The 18,919-nt window shown below is 63.1% G+C and carries 14 protein-coding genes; 8 read left to right on the top strand and 6 right to left on the bottom strand.

Annotated elements, in window-relative coordinates:
* Positions 1-156: 156 nt before the first annotated feature.
* From KHO30_RS26250 to sauS, 3 genes are all read right to left on the bottom strand, one after another.
* Complete coding sequence (locus tag KHO30_RS26250; RefSeq protein ID WP_200619655.1) at positions 157-1,539, bottom strand: MFS transporter; 1,383 nt, start codon at positions 1,537-1,539, stop codon at positions 157-159.
* 155 nt (positions 1,540-1,694) lie between these two features.
* Complete coding sequence (locus KHO30_RS26245) at positions 1,695-3,371, bottom strand: AMP-binding protein (protein ID WP_211702777.1); 1,677 nt, start codon at positions 3,369-3,371, stop codon at positions 1,695-1,697.
* The gene (gene sauS / locus KHO30_RS26240; protein ID WP_211702776.1) at positions 3,368-4,813 is read right to left on the bottom strand and encodes an acylating sulfoacetaldehyde dehydrogenase; all 1,446 of its coding nucleotides are present in this window, start codon (positions 4,811-4,813) and stop codon (positions 3,368-3,370) included. The genes KHO30_RS26245 and sauS overlap by 4 nt, the downstream gene beginning before the upstream one ends.
* 201 nt (positions 4,814-5,014) lie before the next feature.
* Here sauS and KHO30_RS26235 point away from each other — a divergent pair, with 201 nt between their 5' ends.
* Both KHO30_RS26235 and KHO30_RS26230 read left to right on the top strand, forming a co-directional pair.
* The gene (locus KHO30_RS26235; RefSeq protein WP_097393753.1) at positions 5,015-5,779 is read left to right on the top strand and encodes an IclR family transcriptional regulator; all 765 of its coding nucleotides are present in this window, start codon (positions 5,015-5,017) and stop codon (positions 5,777-5,779) included.
* 146 nt (positions 5,780-5,925) lie between these two features.
* Complete coding sequence (locus tag KHO30_RS26230; protein ID WP_074288001.1) at positions 5,926-6,678, top strand: IclR family transcriptional regulator; 753 nt, start codon at positions 5,926-5,928, stop codon at positions 6,676-6,678.
* Between the two features lie 12 nt (positions 6,679-6,690).
* Here the strand turns inward: KHO30_RS26230 and pdxR are convergent, their stop codons facing one another.
* A complete protein-coding gene (gene pdxR, locus KHO30_RS26225; protein WP_211702775.1) occupies positions 6,691-8,217 on the bottom strand; it encodes a MocR-like pyridoxine biosynthesis transcription factor PdxR in 1,527 nt (508 codons plus the stop codon).
* Between the two features lie 354 nt (positions 8,218-8,571).
* On the opposite strand from pdxR, the gene tauA reads away from it, so the two are divergent.
* The 6 genes from tauA to pta all read left to right on the top strand — a co-directional run bounded on the left by tauA (position 8,572) and on the right by pta (position 16,117).
* Positions 8,572-9,573, top strand: a complete 1,002-nt coding sequence (gene tauA / locus KHO30_RS26220; RefSeq protein ID WP_244864144.1) for a taurine ABC transporter substrate-binding protein — start codon at positions 8,572-8,574, stop codon at positions 9,571-9,573.
* Between the two features lie 32 nt (positions 9,574-9,605).
* A complete protein-coding gene (locus KHO30_RS26215) occupies positions 9,606-10,421 on the top strand; it encodes a taurine ABC transporter ATP-binding protein (RefSeq protein ID WP_093632851.1) in 816 nt (271 codons plus the stop codon).
* Positions 10,414-11,334, top strand: coding sequence for an ABC transporter permease subunit (locus tag KHO30_RS26210; RefSeq protein WP_200619660.1), 921 nt, complete (start codon positions 10,414-10,416; stop codon positions 11,332-11,334). Before KHO30_RS26215 ends, KHO30_RS26210 begins: the two co-directional genes overlap by 8 nt.
* A gap of 104 nt (positions 11,335-11,438) precedes the next feature.
* Positions 11,439-12,896, top strand: coding sequence for a phosphonoacetaldehyde dehydrogenase (gene phnY, locus KHO30_RS26205; RefSeq protein ID WP_211702773.1), 1,458 nt, complete (start codon positions 11,439-11,441; stop codon positions 12,894-12,896).
* A 167-nt stretch (positions 12,897-13,063) separates the two neighbouring features.
* Positions 13,064-14,866, top strand: a complete 1,803-nt coding sequence (xsc, locus tag KHO30_RS26200; RefSeq protein ID WP_200651297.1) for a sulfoacetaldehyde acetyltransferase — start codon at positions 13,064-13,066, stop codon at positions 14,864-14,866.
* 213 nt (positions 14,867-15,079) lie between these two features.
* On the top strand, positions 15,080-16,117 hold the full coding sequence (gene pta / locus KHO30_RS26195) for a phosphate acetyltransferase (protein WP_211702772.1): 1,038 nt from the start codon (positions 15,080-15,082) through the stop codon (positions 16,115-16,117).
* A gap of 28 nt (positions 16,118-16,145) precedes the next feature.
* Here pta and KHO30_RS26190 read toward each other — a convergent pair whose 3' ends face one another.
* Both KHO30_RS26190 and KHO30_RS26185 read right to left on the bottom strand, forming a co-directional pair.
* Complete coding sequence (locus KHO30_RS26190; protein ID WP_211702771.1) at positions 16,146-17,888, bottom strand: cobaltochelatase CobT-related protein; 1,743 nt, start codon at positions 17,886-17,888, stop codon at positions 16,146-16,148.
* Entirely contained in the window at positions 17,888-18,877 is a 990-nt protein-coding gene (locus KHO30_RS26185) for an AAA family ATPase (protein WP_211702770.1), read from the bottom strand. The genes KHO30_RS26190 and KHO30_RS26185 overlap by 1 nt, the downstream gene beginning before the upstream one ends.
* Between the last annotated feature and the right edge of the window lie 42 nt (positions 18,878-18,919).

Raw genomic sequence — 18,919 nt, 5'->3', positions numbered from 1 at the left:
AAAAACGCAGCAACGCCGCAACTATTTTCATTTTACTGTTTGCGGCGCGGCGCTCAGGATGAGGGCACAGCAAGGAGACGGAGCCGCCTATTTATGCGCGAGCCGCGGCATGCCATGGGCGGAGCCGTCTGCCGTCCGCCCATTCACCTGAACACCCTATCTCCACCAGCGCAGCGGACGGCGCAGATGATGCCGCTCCAACCGCACCGCGGCGCCCGCCTGGAGAAACGCGGGCATGCTGTCCAGCGGCCGGCCTTCGAGCCGCTCGCGCTCCTCGTCGGCCTCGACGGTCCTCGCCGGATCGATGAAAAACGCCGCCACGATCCCCACCCCGAGCAAGCATGCCGAAATCGTGAACGGCACGTTATAACTGCCCGTCGTCTCAATCAGATAGCCGAACACGACGGGCGAGATCATGCCGGCGACGCCGAAGCCCGTATTCATCATTCCGCCCGCCGTGCCCGCGTAGCGACCGCCGATGTCAAGCGGCAAAGTCCACAACACCGGATTCGTGATCTCAAGAAAGAAGAACGACGCCGACAGGTACAGCACCGCCATCAGCGGATTGGTCGCAGACACCATCGGCAGCAGAAACACGAGCGAGCCGCCCATGCCCACCACCAGCACGGCGCAGCGCGCAAAGCGCAGCCGGCCGGTGCGCTTGTAAAGCCGGTCCGAAACGACGCCGCCCAGCGTATCGCCGATCACGCCCGCGAGCAGCGGCAGCGCCGTGAACAGCGCCAGTTGCTTGAGATCGAAGCCGCGGGCTTCCTTCAAATACGAAGGCAACCAGGTCAGATACACCCACAGCAGCCAGCCGTAGCAGAAGTCGACGAACGTGACGAGCCACATACGACGGATCAGCTTGCGCCACGGCGTGGCCGCACGCTTGGCGCGTTCGCAGTCGCCCGCGCGATAGCCGATCTCGGCCGTTTCCTCAGGCGTCACACGCCGGTTCTGCTCCGGTGAGTTCGTAAAGACGCAGAGGTACAGCACCGTCCACGCGAGACTCGCCACGCCGAGCAGAATGAATGCGTCGCGCCAGCCGCCCGCCACGACCACCGCGAGCACGAGCGGCGGCGTGACCGCGCCGCCGAGGCGGGCAAAGCTATGGGTAATACCTTGAGCGAAACCCCGCTCCGCCACCGGCATCCAGTAGGTAAAGGCACGCGTCGCCGTCGGAAACGCGCCGCCCTCGCCGATGCCCAACGCGAAGCGCAACGCGACGAGCATTGCCACACTGCCGGCGAAGCCGGTAGCGAGCGTCGCCGCCCCCCAGATCAGCGACAGCACCGTCAACACCAGCTTCGGCCCGTACTTGTCCGACAGCCAGCCGCCGATGACCTGCATGAACGCGTATGGATAAGCGAAAGCGGAAAACACGAGGCCGAGTTGGACCGTCGTCAGACCCATTTCATGCCGGATGATAGGACCGGCCACGGCAATATTCACACGGTCGATGTACGAGATGAAATACATCAGGCACATGACGGCCAGGATGATGTGGCGCGTCTTCACACGCCGCTTGTGCGTTTGCATGCTGTCTCCTGTGTCTCTTATGTGACGCCGGGGGCGTCTGTGATCGCTCGATCTGTACGTCGTACTGCGTCGCGTCGCGTGCGCCTCGACTCGCGCCCTCCTCTGCTTGCTGGCGCGCTCCGGGCATGCCGCTGCGCATGCCGATACATGTGCCGTCAGGTGGGCACGAGCTTCAGGCGCTGCACCTTGCCCGACGGTCCACGAGGCAGTTCCGCGATGAAGCGAAACTCCTTCGGCGTCTTGTAGCGGCCCAGTTCGCGTAGACAGTGCTCACGCAGATCCGCGATATCGAGCGCGCCCGCCCCCTCTGAAATGCGAGGCACGATGAAGGCGACGATCTCCTGGCCGTAAGCGGAATCCGGCACGCCCACCACCGCCGCATCCAGCACACCGGGGTGTTTGAGCAACGCTTCATCGATCTCGCGCGGGGCGATGTTTTCGCCGCCCTTGATGATCAATTCCTTTGCACGGCCGTTGATGTAGAAATAACCGTCGCTGTCGCGATAGCCGAGGTCGCCGGTGCGCAGCCAGCCATCGGCGGTAAAGGCCGCACGCGTTTCTCCCGCGCGCTTGTAATAGCCGCGCATGACCTGTTCGCCACGCAACACCAGTTCGCCGCATTCGTCGGGCGCGCATTCGCGGCCGTCACGGTCGATCACCTTCGCTTCGCCGCCTGACGGCAGACCGATGCTGCCGATTCTCCGGCTTGCCGGGTCGTATGGATTGCTGAACATGGGGGCAGCGGTTTCGGTCATGCCCATCGTTTCGATGATGCCGATTCCGAAACGCGCCTCGAACGCGCGGTGATGCTCGACCGGCAGCGCCGCCGACGCACTGCGGCAAAATCTCAGCGCGGACAGATCGGCCGTGCACGGTTCGTCGTTGTTGAGCAGATAGGCGACGATCGTCGGCACCACGTTGATCCATGTGCAACCGTGGCGCGCGACATCGCGCCAGTAAGTGCGCGCGGAAAATCGCGGCGCCATGACCACCGACCCGCCATGAAAAAGCGGCGCAAGCAGCGTCACGACGAGACCATTGATGTGATAAAGCGGCAACGCGGCGAAGACCCGGTCACCGGTGCCGAGCCGATGTTCGCGCGAGATGTTGCGCGCATTGGCTAGCAGGTTTCGCTGGTCCAGCAGAACACCCTTTGGGGCGCCTGTGGTGCCGGACGTGTACATCAGTAGTGCTACGTCGCTCGCAGCCGGTTCGCCGTTTGCGGTCGTTTCGGTATCCCAGATGTCTATATGTTTCGCCTGTGCCTCGTATGTCGCACGTGACGCACGCTGAGCCGGTTTTGCGTGCACATCCAAAGACACTGCCGCTTCCGCCAGCACGGGTTCGACGGAGGTCGGCACCGGTGCACCATCGGCATCGGGCGACGTCTGCAACAACGCGATGTCGCGGGTCAATCCCTGCTCGCGCAACTCCGCAATCGCGCTCGACATCGCCGCGTGCGTCTCGCTGGAAACGAAAACCATGCGCGTGTCCGAATGCTCCACGATGTAGCGCAACTGCGACGGCTGACACAAGAGATTGAGCGGATTGGCGACGAGCCCGCTGTACATCGCCGCGAGCAGCAGCCTTGCCGTATGGATGCCGTTGCCCATGAAGACCGACACGACATCGCCGGCCTGCAAGCCTGCTTCGTGAAAAACCGTCTCGAGGGCGCGGCAGTCGTCGCGCAGTTCCGCAAAGGTCAGCACGTCGGGACGCAGCGCCGCGCCGCCGTCTTCAGCACATTCAGGCGCGGCCAGCAGGAATGGCTTGTCGGGATACTGCGCAGCACGCGCGTCGATCAGCGCACGGATAGTGTGAGGCGTCGTCATTTGCCATACCTCACGAAGAAATCCCCGAGTACGTCGTCCAGTTCGGGGACACGCTCTTCGATCGGGTAGGCCACACGCGTGATGTTCAAGTAATGCTGAAAGTTGAGGTTGCTCGAGAAATTGTTGCGGCCCCACGTTCCGCATCCCATCGACAGCGAGAATGGCAAGCCGTTATCGAAGTTGCCGCCGGTAGCAAGGCAATGCGCCTGATTCACGATCACGCGCGCAACCGGCAACGTTGAACCGAGCAGCTCCGCCTGGCCCGCGTCGCTGGAGTGCAGGCCGACCGAGTGTCCCGCACCCATGTAGCTGTAGATGCCGCTCACGATGTCCGCAGCGGCGTCGAAGGTCTCGGCGCGATAAACGGTCAGCACCGGCGCAAGCTTCTCGCCCGAGAAGGGGTAATCAGCGCCGAAGCCGGTCTCCTCCACCATCAGAAACGCGGGCTCGCGTGCGGCGATGTCGTCGAGTCCCGCCGCGCGTGCAATCGCCGTGGCCGAGCGCGCGGTGCAATGTGCCGCCAGCTTGCCGTTCGACCACAAGGCGGCCTGCAATTGCGCCTTTTGCGCGGCGTCGAGCATCACGCCGCCGCAGGCAGTCAGTTCGGCCAGCATGTCTGCGTACACCGCGTCTTCGATCACGACGCTGTTTTCGGATGAACAACTCGTAGCGTTGTCGAACGTTTTCGAGCGCGCGATCTTGTGCGCCGCATCGTGCAAATCGGCAGACGCCGTGACGATCGACGCAACGTTCCCTGCGCCCACGCCGAACGCAGGCGTTCCGCTGGCGTAGGCCATCCGCACATTCGCCTGCGAGCCGGTCGCCACGACCAGATCGCACTGCCGCATCAGTTCAGCGGTGGCCGCCTTGCTGATCGGTGCCGGCAACATCTGGACAAGGTCGGCCGCGAGCCCGACTCTGGCGAATTGCGCGTGAATGAATTCGATCAGCAGCGCGCACGACGAATAGCCCTTCGGAGAAGGCGCCACGATGACCGCATTGCCGCATTTGAGCGCGTTGACGATCTTGTTGATTGGCGTGGCCGCCGGATTGGTGGACGGTGTGATCGCCGCCACCACGCCGACCGCCCGCGCGATCTCGACGATGCCGGTGGCTTCATGACGCGCGATCACCCCCGTGGTCTTCTGCCCGCGCAAATCGCGCAACAGCCCGAGCGTCTTGCGATAGTTCTTGCGGAACTTGTCGTCCGCGTTGCCGAGACCGGTGTCGCGCACCGCCAGCTCGGCAAGCCGTCGGTTGCGGGCGGGCTCCATAATCGCCCACGCGGCAGCAGCGGCGGCGGCATCGAGCACGTCCTGCCCCGCGACCTCGAATTCGCGCTGTGCGGCGCGCGCACGCCCGACCAGTAACGCGACGACGCGCTCGACTTCGCGGTGTGTAGCAGCGTGCGCAGCTTCCGCTTCTGTGGCCCTAACGTTCATACGGTTCACTCCGGACTGAAAAAATTGGCGTTGGTACCAATCTAGTGAGCCGTACCTGCTTCGGAGTCCCGTTTTTTGAACTATCCCTTGCGCTAAGCGGGCCAGAATCGAAAAGTGCGAAATTCGGGACTTTCCATAGTCCCGAAAACTAAACAGACCGATGCACAATCCAACTTATAACTACGACATTGAGGAGACAGCGTGGCGACTTCGAATCAATCGAATGCGGCAGCCGTGCGCGCATTTCGCGTACTCGAAACCCTGGCTGAGGCAAGCGGCCCGCTTTCCATGACGGATCTCGTCCATGCCCTCGAACTGCCCAAGCAGACCGTGCATCGCATTCTGGTGCAGTTGATGGATGCGTGGCTGGTCACGCGCAGCGCCGGCGACCGGCTGTATGAGTGCTCGCCGCGCGTACGCATGCTGGCGGTCAATGTGCTGATGCATGCGGGCCCGGCCGCTGCCCGCCATGTGCTGCTTGAACAACTGGTGGCCAAAATCGGCGAGACTTGCAATCTGACGATGCTGGCCGGCAACGACGTGGTCTATGTGGACCGGGTGGAAACGGAGTGGCCGCTGCGCATGCACCTTCAACCCGGCTCGCACGTGCCGCTGCACTGTTCGGCAAGCGGCAAGCTGTTGCTCAGCTTTCTTCCCAAAGACCGGCGCGAACGGGTGATCGAAACCTTGCCGCTGCGCGCCTATTCCGAGCGGACGATTACGGATCGCGGCGAGCTACGCAAGGAGTTGACCATCACGCGGCGGCGCCAGCTCGCGATCAACAATCAGGAACATTTGCAGGGGCTCATCGCGATCGCGGTGCCGGTCATGCTGGATCGCAATCGCGCGTGCGCGGCCATCGCCGTCCAGGCGCCCGTCGGGCGGGTGGTACTCGACGATCTGCTGGCCTTCCTGCCCGATCTGCGGCTGGCCGCGGAGGAAACCGCCAAGACATTCCGGCAGTAGCGCCGAAATAGCGCGCCGCAGCGCATTCCGAAAAACGGGATGATCTGCGCTGGAATTACACGCCGGATCTGCCCCAATCCTGCGAAAACCTTGGCCGACAAAGGCACACGGTACAATGACGCCGATCCATTTTCCGGAACGGCACCATGACTAAAGCGGATACTCCCACCCTGCGCGCGTTCGCCCTGCTGGAACATCTCGTCCGCGCCGAAGGTCCGGTGTCGCTAGCCGACATTGCTCAGGACGTCGATCTACCCAAGGCTTCGCTGCATCGCATGCTGGCTTCGCTCGAAGCCGGTGGTCTCGTGATCCGCGAACCCGGTCAGAAGAATGCCTACGTGATCGGGCCGCGTCTCGCGCAACTCGGTCTTGGCGTCATGATGCACTCGGGTGCCCGCCGGTTGCGGCATGCGATCCTGTCGAATCTGGTGGCCGATCTCGGCGAGACCTGCAACCTTACGATGCTGCACGAAACCGAGGTGCTCTACCTCGACCGGCTCGAAGCGCCCTGGCCGTTGCGGCTCGATCTCAAGCCCGGCTCGCACGTACCGGCGCATTGCAGCGCGAGCGGCAAGCTGCTGCTGGCCATGCTGCCGCGCGAACAACGCAGCGCCCTCGTGCGCACGCTGAAGCTCGAACGCTTCACGCCGAATACCATCACCGACCCCGAACTGCTCGAAGCGGAACTCGACCGCACCGCGCACAAGCGCATCGCCATCGACAATGAGGAATTTGTCGCCGGTATCGCGTGTGTGGCCGCGCCGGTGATGGATGAGAACAATACCTGCATCGCAGCGATTGCCGTTCATGCGCCGGTTTCGAGGGCGCCGCTGTCGCGCGCCCTGGAGTTCGTCCCGCGCCTGCAGGAAGCCGCTCAGCAGCTCGCTAAAACGTTCTAGCGCGCCGCCCGTCTATTCCTCGGGCTGCTGCGCGCGCACAAGCTCCGCGAGCAGGCGCACGCCCTCGTCGATCTTTTCGAGCTTGATAGCCGAAAAGCCCATCCGGAAGCAGTGGTTTTGCTCCAGTCCCGTCATGAAGAAAACCCGCCCCAACTCGATCAGGATGCCGTGTGCCTGCGCATCCGCGGCGAGCTGTGTCGCATCGAGCCACGGCGGCCCTTCGACCCAGCACGACGCGCCACCGCCGACCGGCAGATAACGCGCTTCGGGAAGGTGCGTGTCGAGCGCCGTCATCAGCGCCTGCGCGCGTTCCCGATAGGCGTGAGCGAGCCGCCGCAGCAGCGCATCGTGGTGCCCGAGCGCCAGAAAGGTGGCAAAGGCGCGTTGAATATAGGCCGCCGGGTGCCGCACCATCAGGCGCCGCAGCGCGCGCAATTCGCGGACCAGTTCACGCGGCCCGACGATATAACCCAGCCGCAGCCCGGGCGCAAACGTCTTCGACAGACTGCCGATATAGATCACCCGGTCTGCGGTATCCAGGCTCTTCAATGCCGGATGCGGTGTGCCTGAGAAATTGTTTTCACTCTCGTAGTCGTCCTCGATCAAGACGAAGTCATGGGCCTGCGCCTGCTCCAATAGCGCATGACGGCGCTCGATGGGCATGGTGGCCGTGGTCGGGCACTGATGACTCGGCGTCACATAGACGTAGTCGCATTGCGCGAGCAGATCGGCGTCCTCGACCGGGCGCACGCCACCGCTATCCACAGGCAGCGGCTGCAGCCGCGCATTGCGGTTCTCGAAGATATTGCGGGCATCCGGATAGCCGGGGTTTTCGAAGCCGATCGTGGTGCGCTCGCTCGCGAGCAGATCCGCGATCAGATAGAGCGCCTGCTGGCAGCCGATCGTCACGACGATTTCGTCGGGCATCGCAAACACGCCGCGCCGCGGCAGCACTCGTGTGCGGATCTGCTGGATCAGCGACTCGTCGTCGCGCTCGATCAGATCCGGTGCCCAATTGCGAATCTCCATCACCGACAGCGCTTTCATGCAGCATTCGCGCCAGTCGTTAGTCGGAAACAGCGACTGGTCGAACTGTCCGTAGATAAAGGGGTATTCGTAGCTCAGCCAGTTTCCCGGCTTGACGATATTGCGCTGCGAGGACGGCCGTCTTCTGACGCGCTGATCCCAATCCGGCCGCGCGAGCGCCTCATTGGCCGCCTGTCCGGGGACCGTCTGCAGCGGCGCAAATTCGTGCCGCCCCTCGAGGATGGCCGGGTTGACGAAATGCCCGCTGCGCTCACGCGAAAGCAGATAGCCCTCCTCAACCAGTTGCTGGTAAGCCAGCACGACCGTATTGCGCGCAACGCTCAATTGATCGGCCAGCTCCCGGCTGGACGGCAGCGCGTGATTCGGCAGCAGTTGGCCGTCCAGAATCGCGGCCACCAGCATCTGGCGAATCTGACCCTGGAGGCTCATGTTCGACTCGGGTGAGCGCTGGAACCGCTGGGTCCATAGGGCCACCGAGGTGCGACTTGCCATGCTTTCTCCTGATTTTTATAGGCGGAGCCCGCCCGCGCAAAGGCGGACACCGGCATTGTGAACGCGCAAAAAAGCGTGAGCCACCAGCCCGGGCGGCTGCCGGCGAGATCGGCGCAACGGCCCACTCTGGTGCAAGGGTGTGGACTCAACGATCAGCCACGTCTGGCCCTAACCCGCAACATTTTTTACTGACGATACTCGCATCACCCCATTGCCGGCGATTGGGACAAGCCCCCGTCGGCGAAGGTTGGATTCACGTGTACTCGCGTGCCTGCACGGCCATTCTGGAGACCTACGATGAAAAGCGACAACCCCCAAAAGCTGTCCCGCTGGTTCGGCCATCTGACGCGCCGCATGACGGTAGCGGCATTCGCAGCACTCGCCTGCGTGGTGGCGCCAGCCAGTCACGCGCAGGACAAGGAGGTCACGATAGCCTATCAACAGATCGTCGACCCATGGGTCGTCGCGATCGCGAGCGGCTCCATCGAGAAGGACACGGGCTACAAGATCAACTGGCGCCAGTTCGAATCCGGCGCGAAGGTCGCGACCGCCATGGCGTCGGGCGACGTGAAGGTCGGCGTGATCGGTTCGAGCCCGCTCGCCGCCGCAGTCAGCCAAGGCCTCGACCTGCAGCTCTTCTGGATTCTGGACAACATCAACCAGGCCGAGGCGATGGTCGTCCGCAACGGCTCCGGCATCACCAAACCGGCCGATCTGAAGGGCAAGACGATCGGCGTGCCGTTCGTATCGACGACGCACTATCACACCATGTTCGCGCTGCAGCATTGGGGCATCAATCCGTCCGAGGTGAATATCCTCAACATGCAGCCGAACCAGCTGGTCGCAGCGTGGGAGCGCGGCGATATCGACGCCGCCTACGTGTGGGACCCGGCGCTCGCGCAATTGAAGAAGAACGGCAAGGTCCTGATTACGTCCGGCGACCTGTCGAAGCTCGGCAAACCGACCTTCGACGGCATTGCTGTCGACCGCCAATGGGGCCAGGCGCATAAGGACTTCATGGCAAAACTCGTGAAAGCCATCGCCGACGCCGACGATCAATACCGCAAGAACACGGCGCAATGGAATGCGACTTCGCCGCAGGCTACGGCCATCGCCAAGATGATCGGCGGCTCGCCGGCCGACGTGCCGGAATCGCTCTCGCTCTATGCGTTCCCGACGCTCCAGGAGCAGGCCTCATCGCAATGGCTGGGCGGCGGCAGTGCCGGCCGCGCCACCTTCGCGCTGAAGGACACGGCGAACTTCCTGAAGGATCAGAAACAGATCAGCGCGGTGTTGCCCGATTACTCGAAGTTCGTGACCCCGGCTTACGCCGAAGCGGCAATGAAACTCAAATGACGTAGGCCGGTTCCGTCGAATCAGGAGGCAACATGGAAAGCATGAGAGTCAAGAATGTGAGCGTGGTCTTTCCGGGGCGCAAGGCCGGCCAGACCGTGCACGCGCTCGACAACATCAATCTGACGATCAACTCGGGCGACTTCGTCGTCGCGCTCGGTGCATCGGGTTGTGGCAAGACCACCCTGCTCTCGCTGATGGCGGGCTTCATTGCGCCGACCAGCGGCGAGTTGCTGCTCGGCGGTTCGCCGATCGCCGGACCGGGTGCCGACCGTGGCGTCGTGTTCCAGAAGCATGCCCTGTTGCCGTGGCTCAACGTGATCGACAACGCCGAGTTCGGCTTGAAGCTTCAGGGCGTGCCGAAAGCGCAGCGGCGCGACATCGCCGCGCGCAATCTCGCGCTGGTCGGCTTGCAGGACTTTCACAAGCACATGATCTATCAGCTTTCCGGCGGGATGCAGCAGCGTGTGGGCATCGCCCGCGCGCTGACCTGCGACCCCGCCATGCTGCTGATGGACGAGCCGATGGCCGCGCTCGACGCGCTGACCCGCGAAACCATCCAGGAGCTGCTGCTCGACGTCTGGACGAAAACCAGCAAGATGTTCTTCTTCATCACGCACAGCGTGGAGGAAGCGCTCTTTCTGGCCAGCCACCTGATCGTGATGTCGCCGCGCCCTGGGCGCATCACGCATACCTACGAACTGGATTTCAATCGACGCTTCCTGGAGACGCGCGACGCGCGCGCCATCAAGTCGAGCCCCGATTTCATAGAAATGCGCGAACGCGTGCTCAGCATCATTTACGGCGACGAGAAAATGCACGCCGCCGAAGCCGAGGTGACACATGTTTAGTTCAAAACGGGCTCATGCACTGGCGCACGGCCAGCAAGCCTCGCTCGGATCCGACACGCCGATGGAGCCTCCACGCACACCCGGTCGACGTCCACGACTGCTCGCCAAGAAACCCGCACGGCCTGGCGACACGTTCGGCGTGCCCGGCCAGGGCAGCAGCGTCGTCACAAGCCTCATCACGGTCTCTCTGTTCATCGGGCTGTGGTTTGTCGCGACTAACCTGCATTGGATCAAGCCGCTCTTTCTGCCGTCGCCGCAAGCGGTGTACGCAAAGTTCATCTACGTCGCGACAGAAGGCTTCGCCAACTCCACGCTCGCGCAACATACCGGCATCAGCTTGCTGCGCGTGTTCGGCGCCTTCGCGCTAGCCTGCGTGACCGCGATTCCCATCGGCGTGATGATGGGCGTCTCACGCTTTGCGCGCGGCATCTTCGATCCGCCTATCGAGTTCTATCGGCCGCTTCCGCCGCTCGCCTATTTGCCGCTCATCATCATCTGGTTCGGCATCGGCGAATTCTCCAAGGTCTTTCTCATCTACCTGGCCATCTTCGCGCCGCTCGCGATCGCCGCGCGATCAGGCGTACGGTCCGTGTCGATCGAGCAGATTCATGCGGCCTATTCGATGGGCGCCTCGCGCACGCAGGTGGTGTTGTATGTGATTCTGAAATCCGCGTTGCCGGAGATTTTCACAGGTATGCGGATCGGCATCGGTGTCGGCTGGACGACACTTGTCGCCGCGGAAATGGTGGCGTCGACCAGCGGTCTCGGCTTCATGGTGCTCAACGCCGCGGAGTTTCTCGCCAGCGACGTGGTGATCATGGGCATCATCGTCATCGGCTTCTTTGCTCTGTGCTTTGACCTGTTGATGCGCCACCTCGAACGCGTGCTGGTGCCGTGGAAAGGCCGGGTGTGATGGTAGAAGACCGGCGTGGACTCAGCGATTGGCGGCGGCTGGCACTACTCCGATGACGGTGCCCTCCGCAATACTTCAGCTGTCTGTTATCGCTGGAGCGCAGTATGAATTCGATCGCGAAAGTCTGGCCGTCGCCGCAGGTTCGTCATGAAGCGCTGCGCATCGGCGGAGAAGCAATCCGGCGCGCGGAGATCATCGATGTTTTTAACCCCTACAACGGTGAACTGGTCGGCACGGTGCCCAAGGCGACGGTGGCCGACGTACGGCGCGCCTTTGCCTGGGCACACCAATATCGGGCGCGGCTGACGCGCTACGAGCGCTCACAGATCCTGCTGCGCGCAGCGGATAGGGTCCGCCGGCGTACTGAAGAAATCGCCGATCTGATCACTGCCGAGTCCGGTCTGTGCAAGAAAGACTCGCTGTACGAGGCAGGCCGCGTGGCGGACGTGATGACCTTCGGCGCCAATGAGGCGCTCAAAGACGACGGCCAGGTGTTTTCCTGCGATCTCACGCCACACGGCAAGAAGCGCCGCGTCTACACCCAGCGCGATCCCCTGCTCGGCGTCATCTCCGCGATCACCCCGTTCAACCATCCGATGAATCAGGTTGCGCACAAAATCGTGCCCTCCATCGCGACCAACAATCGCATCGTCGTTAAACCCTCCGAGAAGGTGCCGCTGTCCACGTACCTGCTCGCGGATATCTTTTACGCGGCCGGTCTGCCGCAAGAAATGCTGCAGGTCATCACCGGCGACCCGAAAGACATTGCCGACGAACTCATCACGAACGAGCACGTCGATCTGATCACCTTCACGGGCGGCGTGCAGATCGGTAAATACATCGCCGGCAAGATGGGCTATCGACGCGCGGTGCTCGAACTCGGCGGCAACGATCCGATCATCGTGATGGAAGACGCCGACCTGGAAGAAGCCAGCACGCTCGCCGTCTCCGGCTCCTACAAGAACTCCGGCCAGCGTTGTACCGCGGTCAAGCGCATTCTGGTGCACGAGGCGGTGGCCGACCGCTTCGTCGAACTGCTGGTGGAGAAAACCCGCGCCATACGTTACGGAGACCCCACCGATCCGGCGACCGACATGGGCACCGTCATCGACGAAGCCGCCGCGAAATTCTTCGAAGCTCAGGTGAACGATGCGATCAGCCGCGGCGCGAAGCTTCTGGTGGGCAATCGCCGCGACGGCGCGCTGTATTCACCCACCGTGGTCGATCACGTCACCCCTGACATGCCGCTCGTCAAATACGAAACCTTCGGACCCGTGTCGCCAGTGATCCGCTTTCGCGATATCGACGACGCGATCCGGATTTCCAATTCGACCGACTACGGGCTCTCGTCTTCGGTTTGCACGAATCGCCTCGATTACATCACGCGCTTCATCGCCGAGCTGCAGGTGGGCAGCGTGAACGTGCGCGAAGTGCCCGGCTACCGGCTCGAGTTGACGCCGTTCGGCGGCATCAAGGATTCGGGTCTTGGCTACAAGGAAGGCGTCCAGGAAGCGATGAAAAGCTTCACCAACGTGAAGACCTATTCGCTGCCGTGGGATTGAGCCGCCCCACGCATTCCGCCCTGCATCACATTCTTCAATTTTCGAGACAACTTGTACCGTTTATTTCTCATCACCTATTGACCATCATAGGTGCATGCTCTACATTTTAGATAAGCACTTTTCGGAACAAATTGTTCCGGTTTCATTAAACATCGGAGACAACCCTCATGAGCGATCACACCCCCGTCAGCGGCCCGCAGGCCATGACCCCGTCAGAAGCTTTCGTCGAAACCCTGGCCGCTAACGGCGTGACCGACATGTTCGGCATCATGGGTTCGGCCTTCATGGACGCCATGGACATCTTCGCGCCCGCCGGCATCCGTCTCATTCCCGTGGTGCACGAGCAAGGCGCCGGCCACATGGCCGACGGCTATGCTCGTGTATCAGGCCGCCATGGCGTGGTGATCGGCCAGAATGGCCCGGGTATCAGCAATTGCGTGACAGCTATCGCCGCGGCCTATTGGGCGCACAGCCCCGTGGTCATGATCACGCCCGAGGCGGGCACCATGGGCATCGGCCTGGGCGGCTTCCAGGAAGCGAAGCAACTCCCCATGTTCCAGGAATTCACCAAGTATCAGGGCCACGTCACCCATCCCGCGCGCATGGCTGAATTCACCGGCCGCTGCTTCGATCGCGCGCTGGCCGAGATGGGCCCGACCCAGCTCAACATTCCGCGCGATTATTTCTACGGCCAGATCAAGGCCGAGATTCCGCAACCGCAGCGTCTCGACCGCGGCCCCGGCGGCGATCAGCGCCTGAACGAAGCGGCTGAACTGCTCGCCCAGGCCAAGTTCCCCGTCATCATCTCCGGCGGCGGCGTGGTGATGGCCGATGCGATCGAGGAATGCAAGGCGCTCGCCGAACGTCTGGGTGCCCCGGTCGTCAACAGCTACCTGCACAACGATTCGTTCCCTGCCGACCACCCGCTGTGGTGCGGCCCGCTCGGCTATCAAGGCTCCAAGGCTGCGATGAAACTGATCCAGCGTGCCGACGTGGTGATCGCGCTCGGTTCGCGTCTGGGACCGTTCGGCACGCTGCCGCAACACGGCATGGACTACTGGCCGCAGAACGCCAAGATCATCCAGATCGATGCCGACCACAAGATGCTTGGCCTGGTGAAGAAGATTTCCGTGGGCATCTGCGGCGACGCCAAGGCCGCAGCGGTTGCACTGACGCAGCGCCTCGAAGGCCGCACGCTCGTCTGCGACGCCTCGCGTGAAGAACGCGCCGGCGAGATCGCCGCGGAGAAGGCAGCATGGGAGAAGGAACTCGACGGCTGGACCCACGAGCGCGACCCCTACAGCATGGACATGATCGAGGAGCAGAAAGACGAGCGCACGCCCGGCGGCGGCAACTATCTGCACCCGCGACAGGTTTTGCGCGAGCTCGAAAAGGCGATGCCGGATGACGTGATGGTCTCCACCGACATCGGCAACATCAACTCGGTGGCCAACAGCTACCTGCGCTTCAAAAAGCCGCGCAGCTTCTTCGCCGCGATGAGCTGGGGCAATTGCGGCTACGCGTTCCCTACCATCATCGGCGCCAAGGTTGCGGCGCCGCATCGCCCCGCGGTCTCTTACGCCGGCGACGGCGCGTGGGGCATGAGCCTGATGGAAACCATGACCTGCGTGCGTCACAACATTCCGGTCACGGCGGTGGTCTTCCACAACCGGCAGTGGGGCGCTGAGAAGAAAAACCAGGTCGACTTCTACAACCGCCGCTTCGTCGCCGGTGAACTCGACAACCAGAGCTTCGCGGGCATTGCTCGCGCGATGGGCGCCGAGGGTGTGACGGTGGACCGGCTCGAGGACGTCGGCCCCGCGCTCAAGCGTGCGATCGATGCGCAAATGAATCACGGCAAGACCACCATCATCGAGATCATGTGCACCCGCGAACTCGGCGATCCGTTCCGCCGCGATGCGCTGGCCAAGCCGGTGCGCCTGCTCGACAAGTATAAGGACTATGTCTGATCCATCCGTTGTCTGATGGTCCGGGCGCGGGGAGCACATCACCTCGCGCCCGGCGGGCCGGAAACGGGATATCCCCTGCCGTTTCCGGCTTCTTTGTTTCAGGCCTGATTTCTGGCCGCTTTGTTTTCGGCCGCATTCGTTGGCTGCCTGTTGCGTCTCCCGCCGCCTTCATTTGCTGCGTCCTCTTTTCAACCGTGATTGCCGCCCTGTGCCATGAAAGCCATCAACCGCATCATCGAACGCGCCCGCTCCTCGCTGAGACGCATCGTGCTCTGCGAAGCGGAAGATCCTCGCATACTGGAGGCCGCGCAACGCGCCACGCGTGAAGGCATCGCCCGCATCGTGTTGGTAGGTCCGAGTGAGCGCATCCGCGCGGCCGCAGCAGAGCAAAACATCGAACTGTCCAGCATGGAGCTGGTGGATCCTGCGACCTCGCCGCTCGCGCCTTCGTTTGCCGAAGCGCTCTTCACACTGCGCAGCAAGAAAGGCATGACGCCGGACGAAGCCAGGCAGGAAATCCTCAATCCCCTCTGCTTTGCCAACCTGATGGTGCGGCTCGGTCACGCCGACGGCTCGGTGGCCGGCTCCGTGCACACCACCGCCGACGTGGTCCGCACAGCGATCCAGATCATTGGCATTCATCCGTCCTTCAAGCTCGTATCGAGTTTCTTTCTGATGATGCTGTGCGAGCCCTTCCACACGCTCAAAGGCGGCCTGATCTTCTCCGACTGCGGACTGGTGGTGGACCCGGACGCCGGCGAACTGGCCCAGATCGCGATGGCGGCGGCCGACAGTGCGCAAAGCCTGCTGATGGAGGAGCCGCGCGTGGCCATGCTGTCATTCTCGACCAGCGGCAGTGCCCGGCACGCGGCGGTCGACAAAGTCGTGGAAGCAACGCGCCAGGTGAGGGAACAGCGTCCGCATCTGGCGATCGACGGCGACGTGCAACTGGACGCGGCACTCGTCTCCGAGATCGCCATGCGCAAGATCGAGCATTCGCAGGTTCAAGGGCACGCTAACGTGCTGATTTTCCCGAGTCTCGAGGCCGGCAATATCGGCTACAAGCTGGCTGAGCGGATCGGCGATGCGAAGGCAATCGGCCCCTTGCTGCAAGGCCTGAAAAAACCGGCCAACGATCTTTCGCGCGGCTGCAGCGCGGACGATATCTACTACGTGATCGCGGTGACTGCCGTGCAGGCGCAAACGGCAGAGACACCGCTGGACGCACACACCACGCCGCTCGCGTCGTGACCCACGCGCGGTCAGGCTGCGGGAGCGGTTACCGCCTGCCGCCCTGCCCGCGTGCGCCGATCCAACCCACAATCTCCGCGAACAGCTTCATGTCGGGCGGCACGGAAAGATCCACCGCGAGACAACGGCGGTAATACGGACTGAGATCCAGCCCGACACCCAGGCCCAGCACCTCCACATCGCGCGTGGCCTCATGGCGCGCCACGACGGCCTTGAGATGGTTGTCGAGATAGAAGGCGTCGTTGGCCTGGCCCGTCGCGCTATCCATCGGGCTGCCATCCGAGATTACGATCAGAATCCGTCGCGCCTCAGGACGGGCGACGAGACGCGCACAGGCCCAGTCGACCGCTTCGCCATCCACGCCCTCGCGAAACAGGTCCGCCTTGAAGAGCGCGGCAATATCGGCGCGGGCGCGTCGCCAGCTCTGGTCGGCGTTCTTGAACACCAGATGCGACAGTTCATTGAGCCGGCCCGGATGAGACAGCCGGCCCTGCGCCAGCCAGTCGAGCCGGGCGCGGCCGCCATTCCAGGCGCCTGTGGTGAAGCCCAGCACCTCGGTAGTGACACCGGCCTGGTCGAGCGCGCGCGTGAGGATGTCCACCATGATCGCCACCGGCTCGATATGCGCTTTCATCGAGCCCGAGCAGTCGATCAGGAAGCCGACTACGTAGTCGGCCACGAGCGTGTTTCGTTCCAGCCGGAACAGACGCCGCTCAGCGGGAGAACTAACCAGTTGGGCGAGACGCCGTCCGTCGATACGGCCATGCTCTTCACCGAACGACCAGCCATCGCGTTGCGGAATCGCCAGCGCCGCCTTCAACGCGTGCGCAAGCCGCGCCACGTTGATGCCCTGGGCAGCGACGCGTTCGTCGAGCCGCTCGCGAAACTCGCCAAGCAAAGCTTTACGGACCAGCGTGCCTGGCGAAATCTCGCGGTCGTAGCGTGTGGTATAGGCCCGATAACCCTGCTCCGAGGCCTCGAGCACGCGGCTTCTGCCGGTGAGCGCAACGGCCATGTCCTTGTACTCGTCGTCCTCGACGTCGAACCGGAGCGAAAACGCTGTGCGCGGGGCTTTGTCGTCGCTCTCCTGCTGGTCATCTTGCGCATCGTCCAGCGCCTCGGCGCGGGCGGTTCGGATCATGTCGCCCACCAGCCTCGCCAGTTCGAGCGCATGGACAGCGAACGCGCCCTGCTCCTGTCGATGCCTGCGCAAACCCGCCAGCGAGACGCCCACTACCGGCACGATCGCCGCGCGCGTGGCTTCGATCAGGCCTTCGGTTTGTTCGAGCACGGGCCAGCCCGTCAGGCGCGACCACGCAATCTGCGCGACGGTGTACAGGAGGACGCCGAGGTGGTCTTCGGCGAGCCCGGAGCGATAGAAAGCCAGCGACCAGGCCTCGAAACGATCGCGCAGATTCTGCACCAGGCCCGGCATGCCAGGCGGCGTCTGCGTCTCGCAACGCAGTTGCTCGAGCAGTTCGAATACCAGTCGCTCGACACGGTCCGTCGGACATAGCCGGCTATGCAGCGCCGCATCGGAGTGCATGAGTCGCAAGGCAGCGCCGTCGGCGGCGCCACGCAGGGATGCGAAATCGTCCTGCTGCGGATCGGTGCGCAGATGCGGCGCGTGCAAGGGCAAAGGCCGCAGGTCGCGGCACAAACGGCCTTCGCGGTAATGCAACGTGGCGTCGCCTGTGAGCGCACGCACGGTCGCGGCGCACAGGGCTTCGCGTTGCTCCGCGCGCAACGTCGCTTGCCTGTCAGACGTCATCAGCGGATGCCCGCTGCGTGGTCTTCAACCTTGGCCGCGGCCTCGAGTTCAATACCGAAGCAGCGCTGGAAATACTCGGCCACGATCGAGCGCTCTGCTTCATCGCACTTGTTCAGGAAGGTCAGGCGGAACGCCATCGCGGGATCACGGAAAATCTGGCAATTCTCCGCCCAGTTGATCACCGTGCGCGGCGACATCAGCGTCGACAGGTCGCCACTCGCAAAGCCCTTGCGGGTAAGTTCCGCCACGCTCACCATCGACTCGATCAGCGCACGTCCCGCCTCGTCAGCAAGCTCCGGTACCCGTGCAAGCACGATGCCGGCCTCTTCCGCGCGCGGCAGATAGTTGAGCGTGGCCACCACGTTCCAGCGATCCATCTGCGCGTGATTCAGCACCTGCGTGCCGTGATACAAACCGTTCAGATTGCCCAGTCCTACCGTATTGGTGGTGGCGAACATGCGGAAATACGGATGCGGATGAATCACGCGATTCTGGTCGAGCAACGTGAACTTGCCGTCGCGCTCGAGAATGCGCTGGATCACGAACATCACGTCCGGGCGCCCCGCATCGTATTCGTCGAAGATCAGGGCGACCGGGCGCTGCAAGGCCCATGGCACGATCCCCTCCTGAAACTCGGTGACCTGCAGATCGTCGCGCACCACGATCGCGTCTTTACCGACCAGATCGAGGCGGCTGATATGGCCATCGAGATTGACACGCACGCACGGCCAGTTGAGACGGGCCGCAACCTGTTCGACGTGCGTCGACTTCCCGGTGCCGTGCAAGCCCTGCACCATCACCCGGCGATCGCGGCTGAAGCCGGCCAGAATCGCCAGCGTCACTTCCGGATTGAAGCGGTAGACCTCGTCGATCTCCGGCACGTGGTCGTCGCGTTCGCTGAAAGCGGGCACCATCAGGCTCGAATCGATGCCGAAAACGGTTCGTACCGCGACCATTCTGTCGGGTTTGCCAGTCACGAAATCAGTCACTTCATTCTCCTCTCCGCTGCGGGGACGTTTGCTCGGCGCCGC

The sequence above is a fragment of the Paraburkholderia aspalathi genome (assembly GCF_905220735.1).
Taxonomy (GTDB): domain Bacteria; phylum Pseudomonadota; class Gammaproteobacteria; order Burkholderiales; family Burkholderiaceae; genus Paraburkholderia; species Paraburkholderia aspalathi.
This window is presented reverse-complemented; position numbering and strand designations above follow the sequence as displayed.

Excerpts from the sequence above, each read along its gene's own strand:
- KHO30_RS26250 (WP_200619655.1), bottom strand. The coding sequence starts at position 1,539 with ATGCAAACGCACAAGCGGCGTGTGAAGACGCGCCACATCATCCTGGCC.
- KHO30_RS26245 (WP_211702777.1), bottom strand. The coding sequence starts at position 3,371 with ATGACGACGCCTCACACTATCCGTGCGCTGATCGACGCGCGTGCTGCG.
- sauS (WP_211702776.1), bottom strand. The coding sequence starts at position 4,813 with ATGAACGTTAGGGCCACAGAAGCGGAAGCTGCGCACGCTGCTACACAC.
- KHO30_RS26230 (WP_074288001.1), top strand. The coding sequence starts at position 5,926 with ATGACTAAAGCGGATACTCCCACCCTGCGCGCGTTCGCCCTGCTGGAA.
- pdxR (WP_211702775.1), bottom strand. The coding sequence starts at position 8,217 with ATGGCAAGTCGCACCTCGGTGGCCCTATGGACCCAGCGGTTCCAGCGC.
- tauA (WP_244864144.1), top strand. The coding sequence starts at position 8,572 with ATGACGGTAGCGGCATTCGCAGCACTCGCCTGCGTGGTGGCGCCAGCC.
- KHO30_RS26215 (WP_093632851.1), top strand. The coding sequence starts at position 9,606 with ATGGAAAGCATGAGAGTCAAGAATGTGAGCGTGGTCTTTCCGGGGCGC.
- KHO30_RS26210 (WP_200619660.1), top strand. The coding sequence starts at position 10,414 with ATGTTTAGTTCAAAACGGGCTCATGCACTGGCGCACGGCCAGCAAGCC.
- phnY (WP_211702773.1), top strand. The coding sequence starts at position 11,439 with ATGAATTCGATCGCGAAAGTCTGGCCGTCGCCGCAGGTTCGTCATGAA.
- xsc (WP_200651297.1), top strand. The coding sequence starts at position 13,064 with ATGAGCGATCACACCCCCGTCAGCGGCCCGCAGGCCATGACCCCGTCA.
- pta (WP_211702772.1), top strand. The coding sequence starts at position 15,080 with ATGAAAGCCATCAACCGCATCATCGAACGCGCCCGCTCCTCGCTGAGA.
- KHO30_RS26190 (WP_211702771.1), bottom strand. The coding sequence starts at position 17,888 with ATGACGTCTGACAGGCAAGCGACGTTGCGCGCGGAGCAACGCGAAGCC.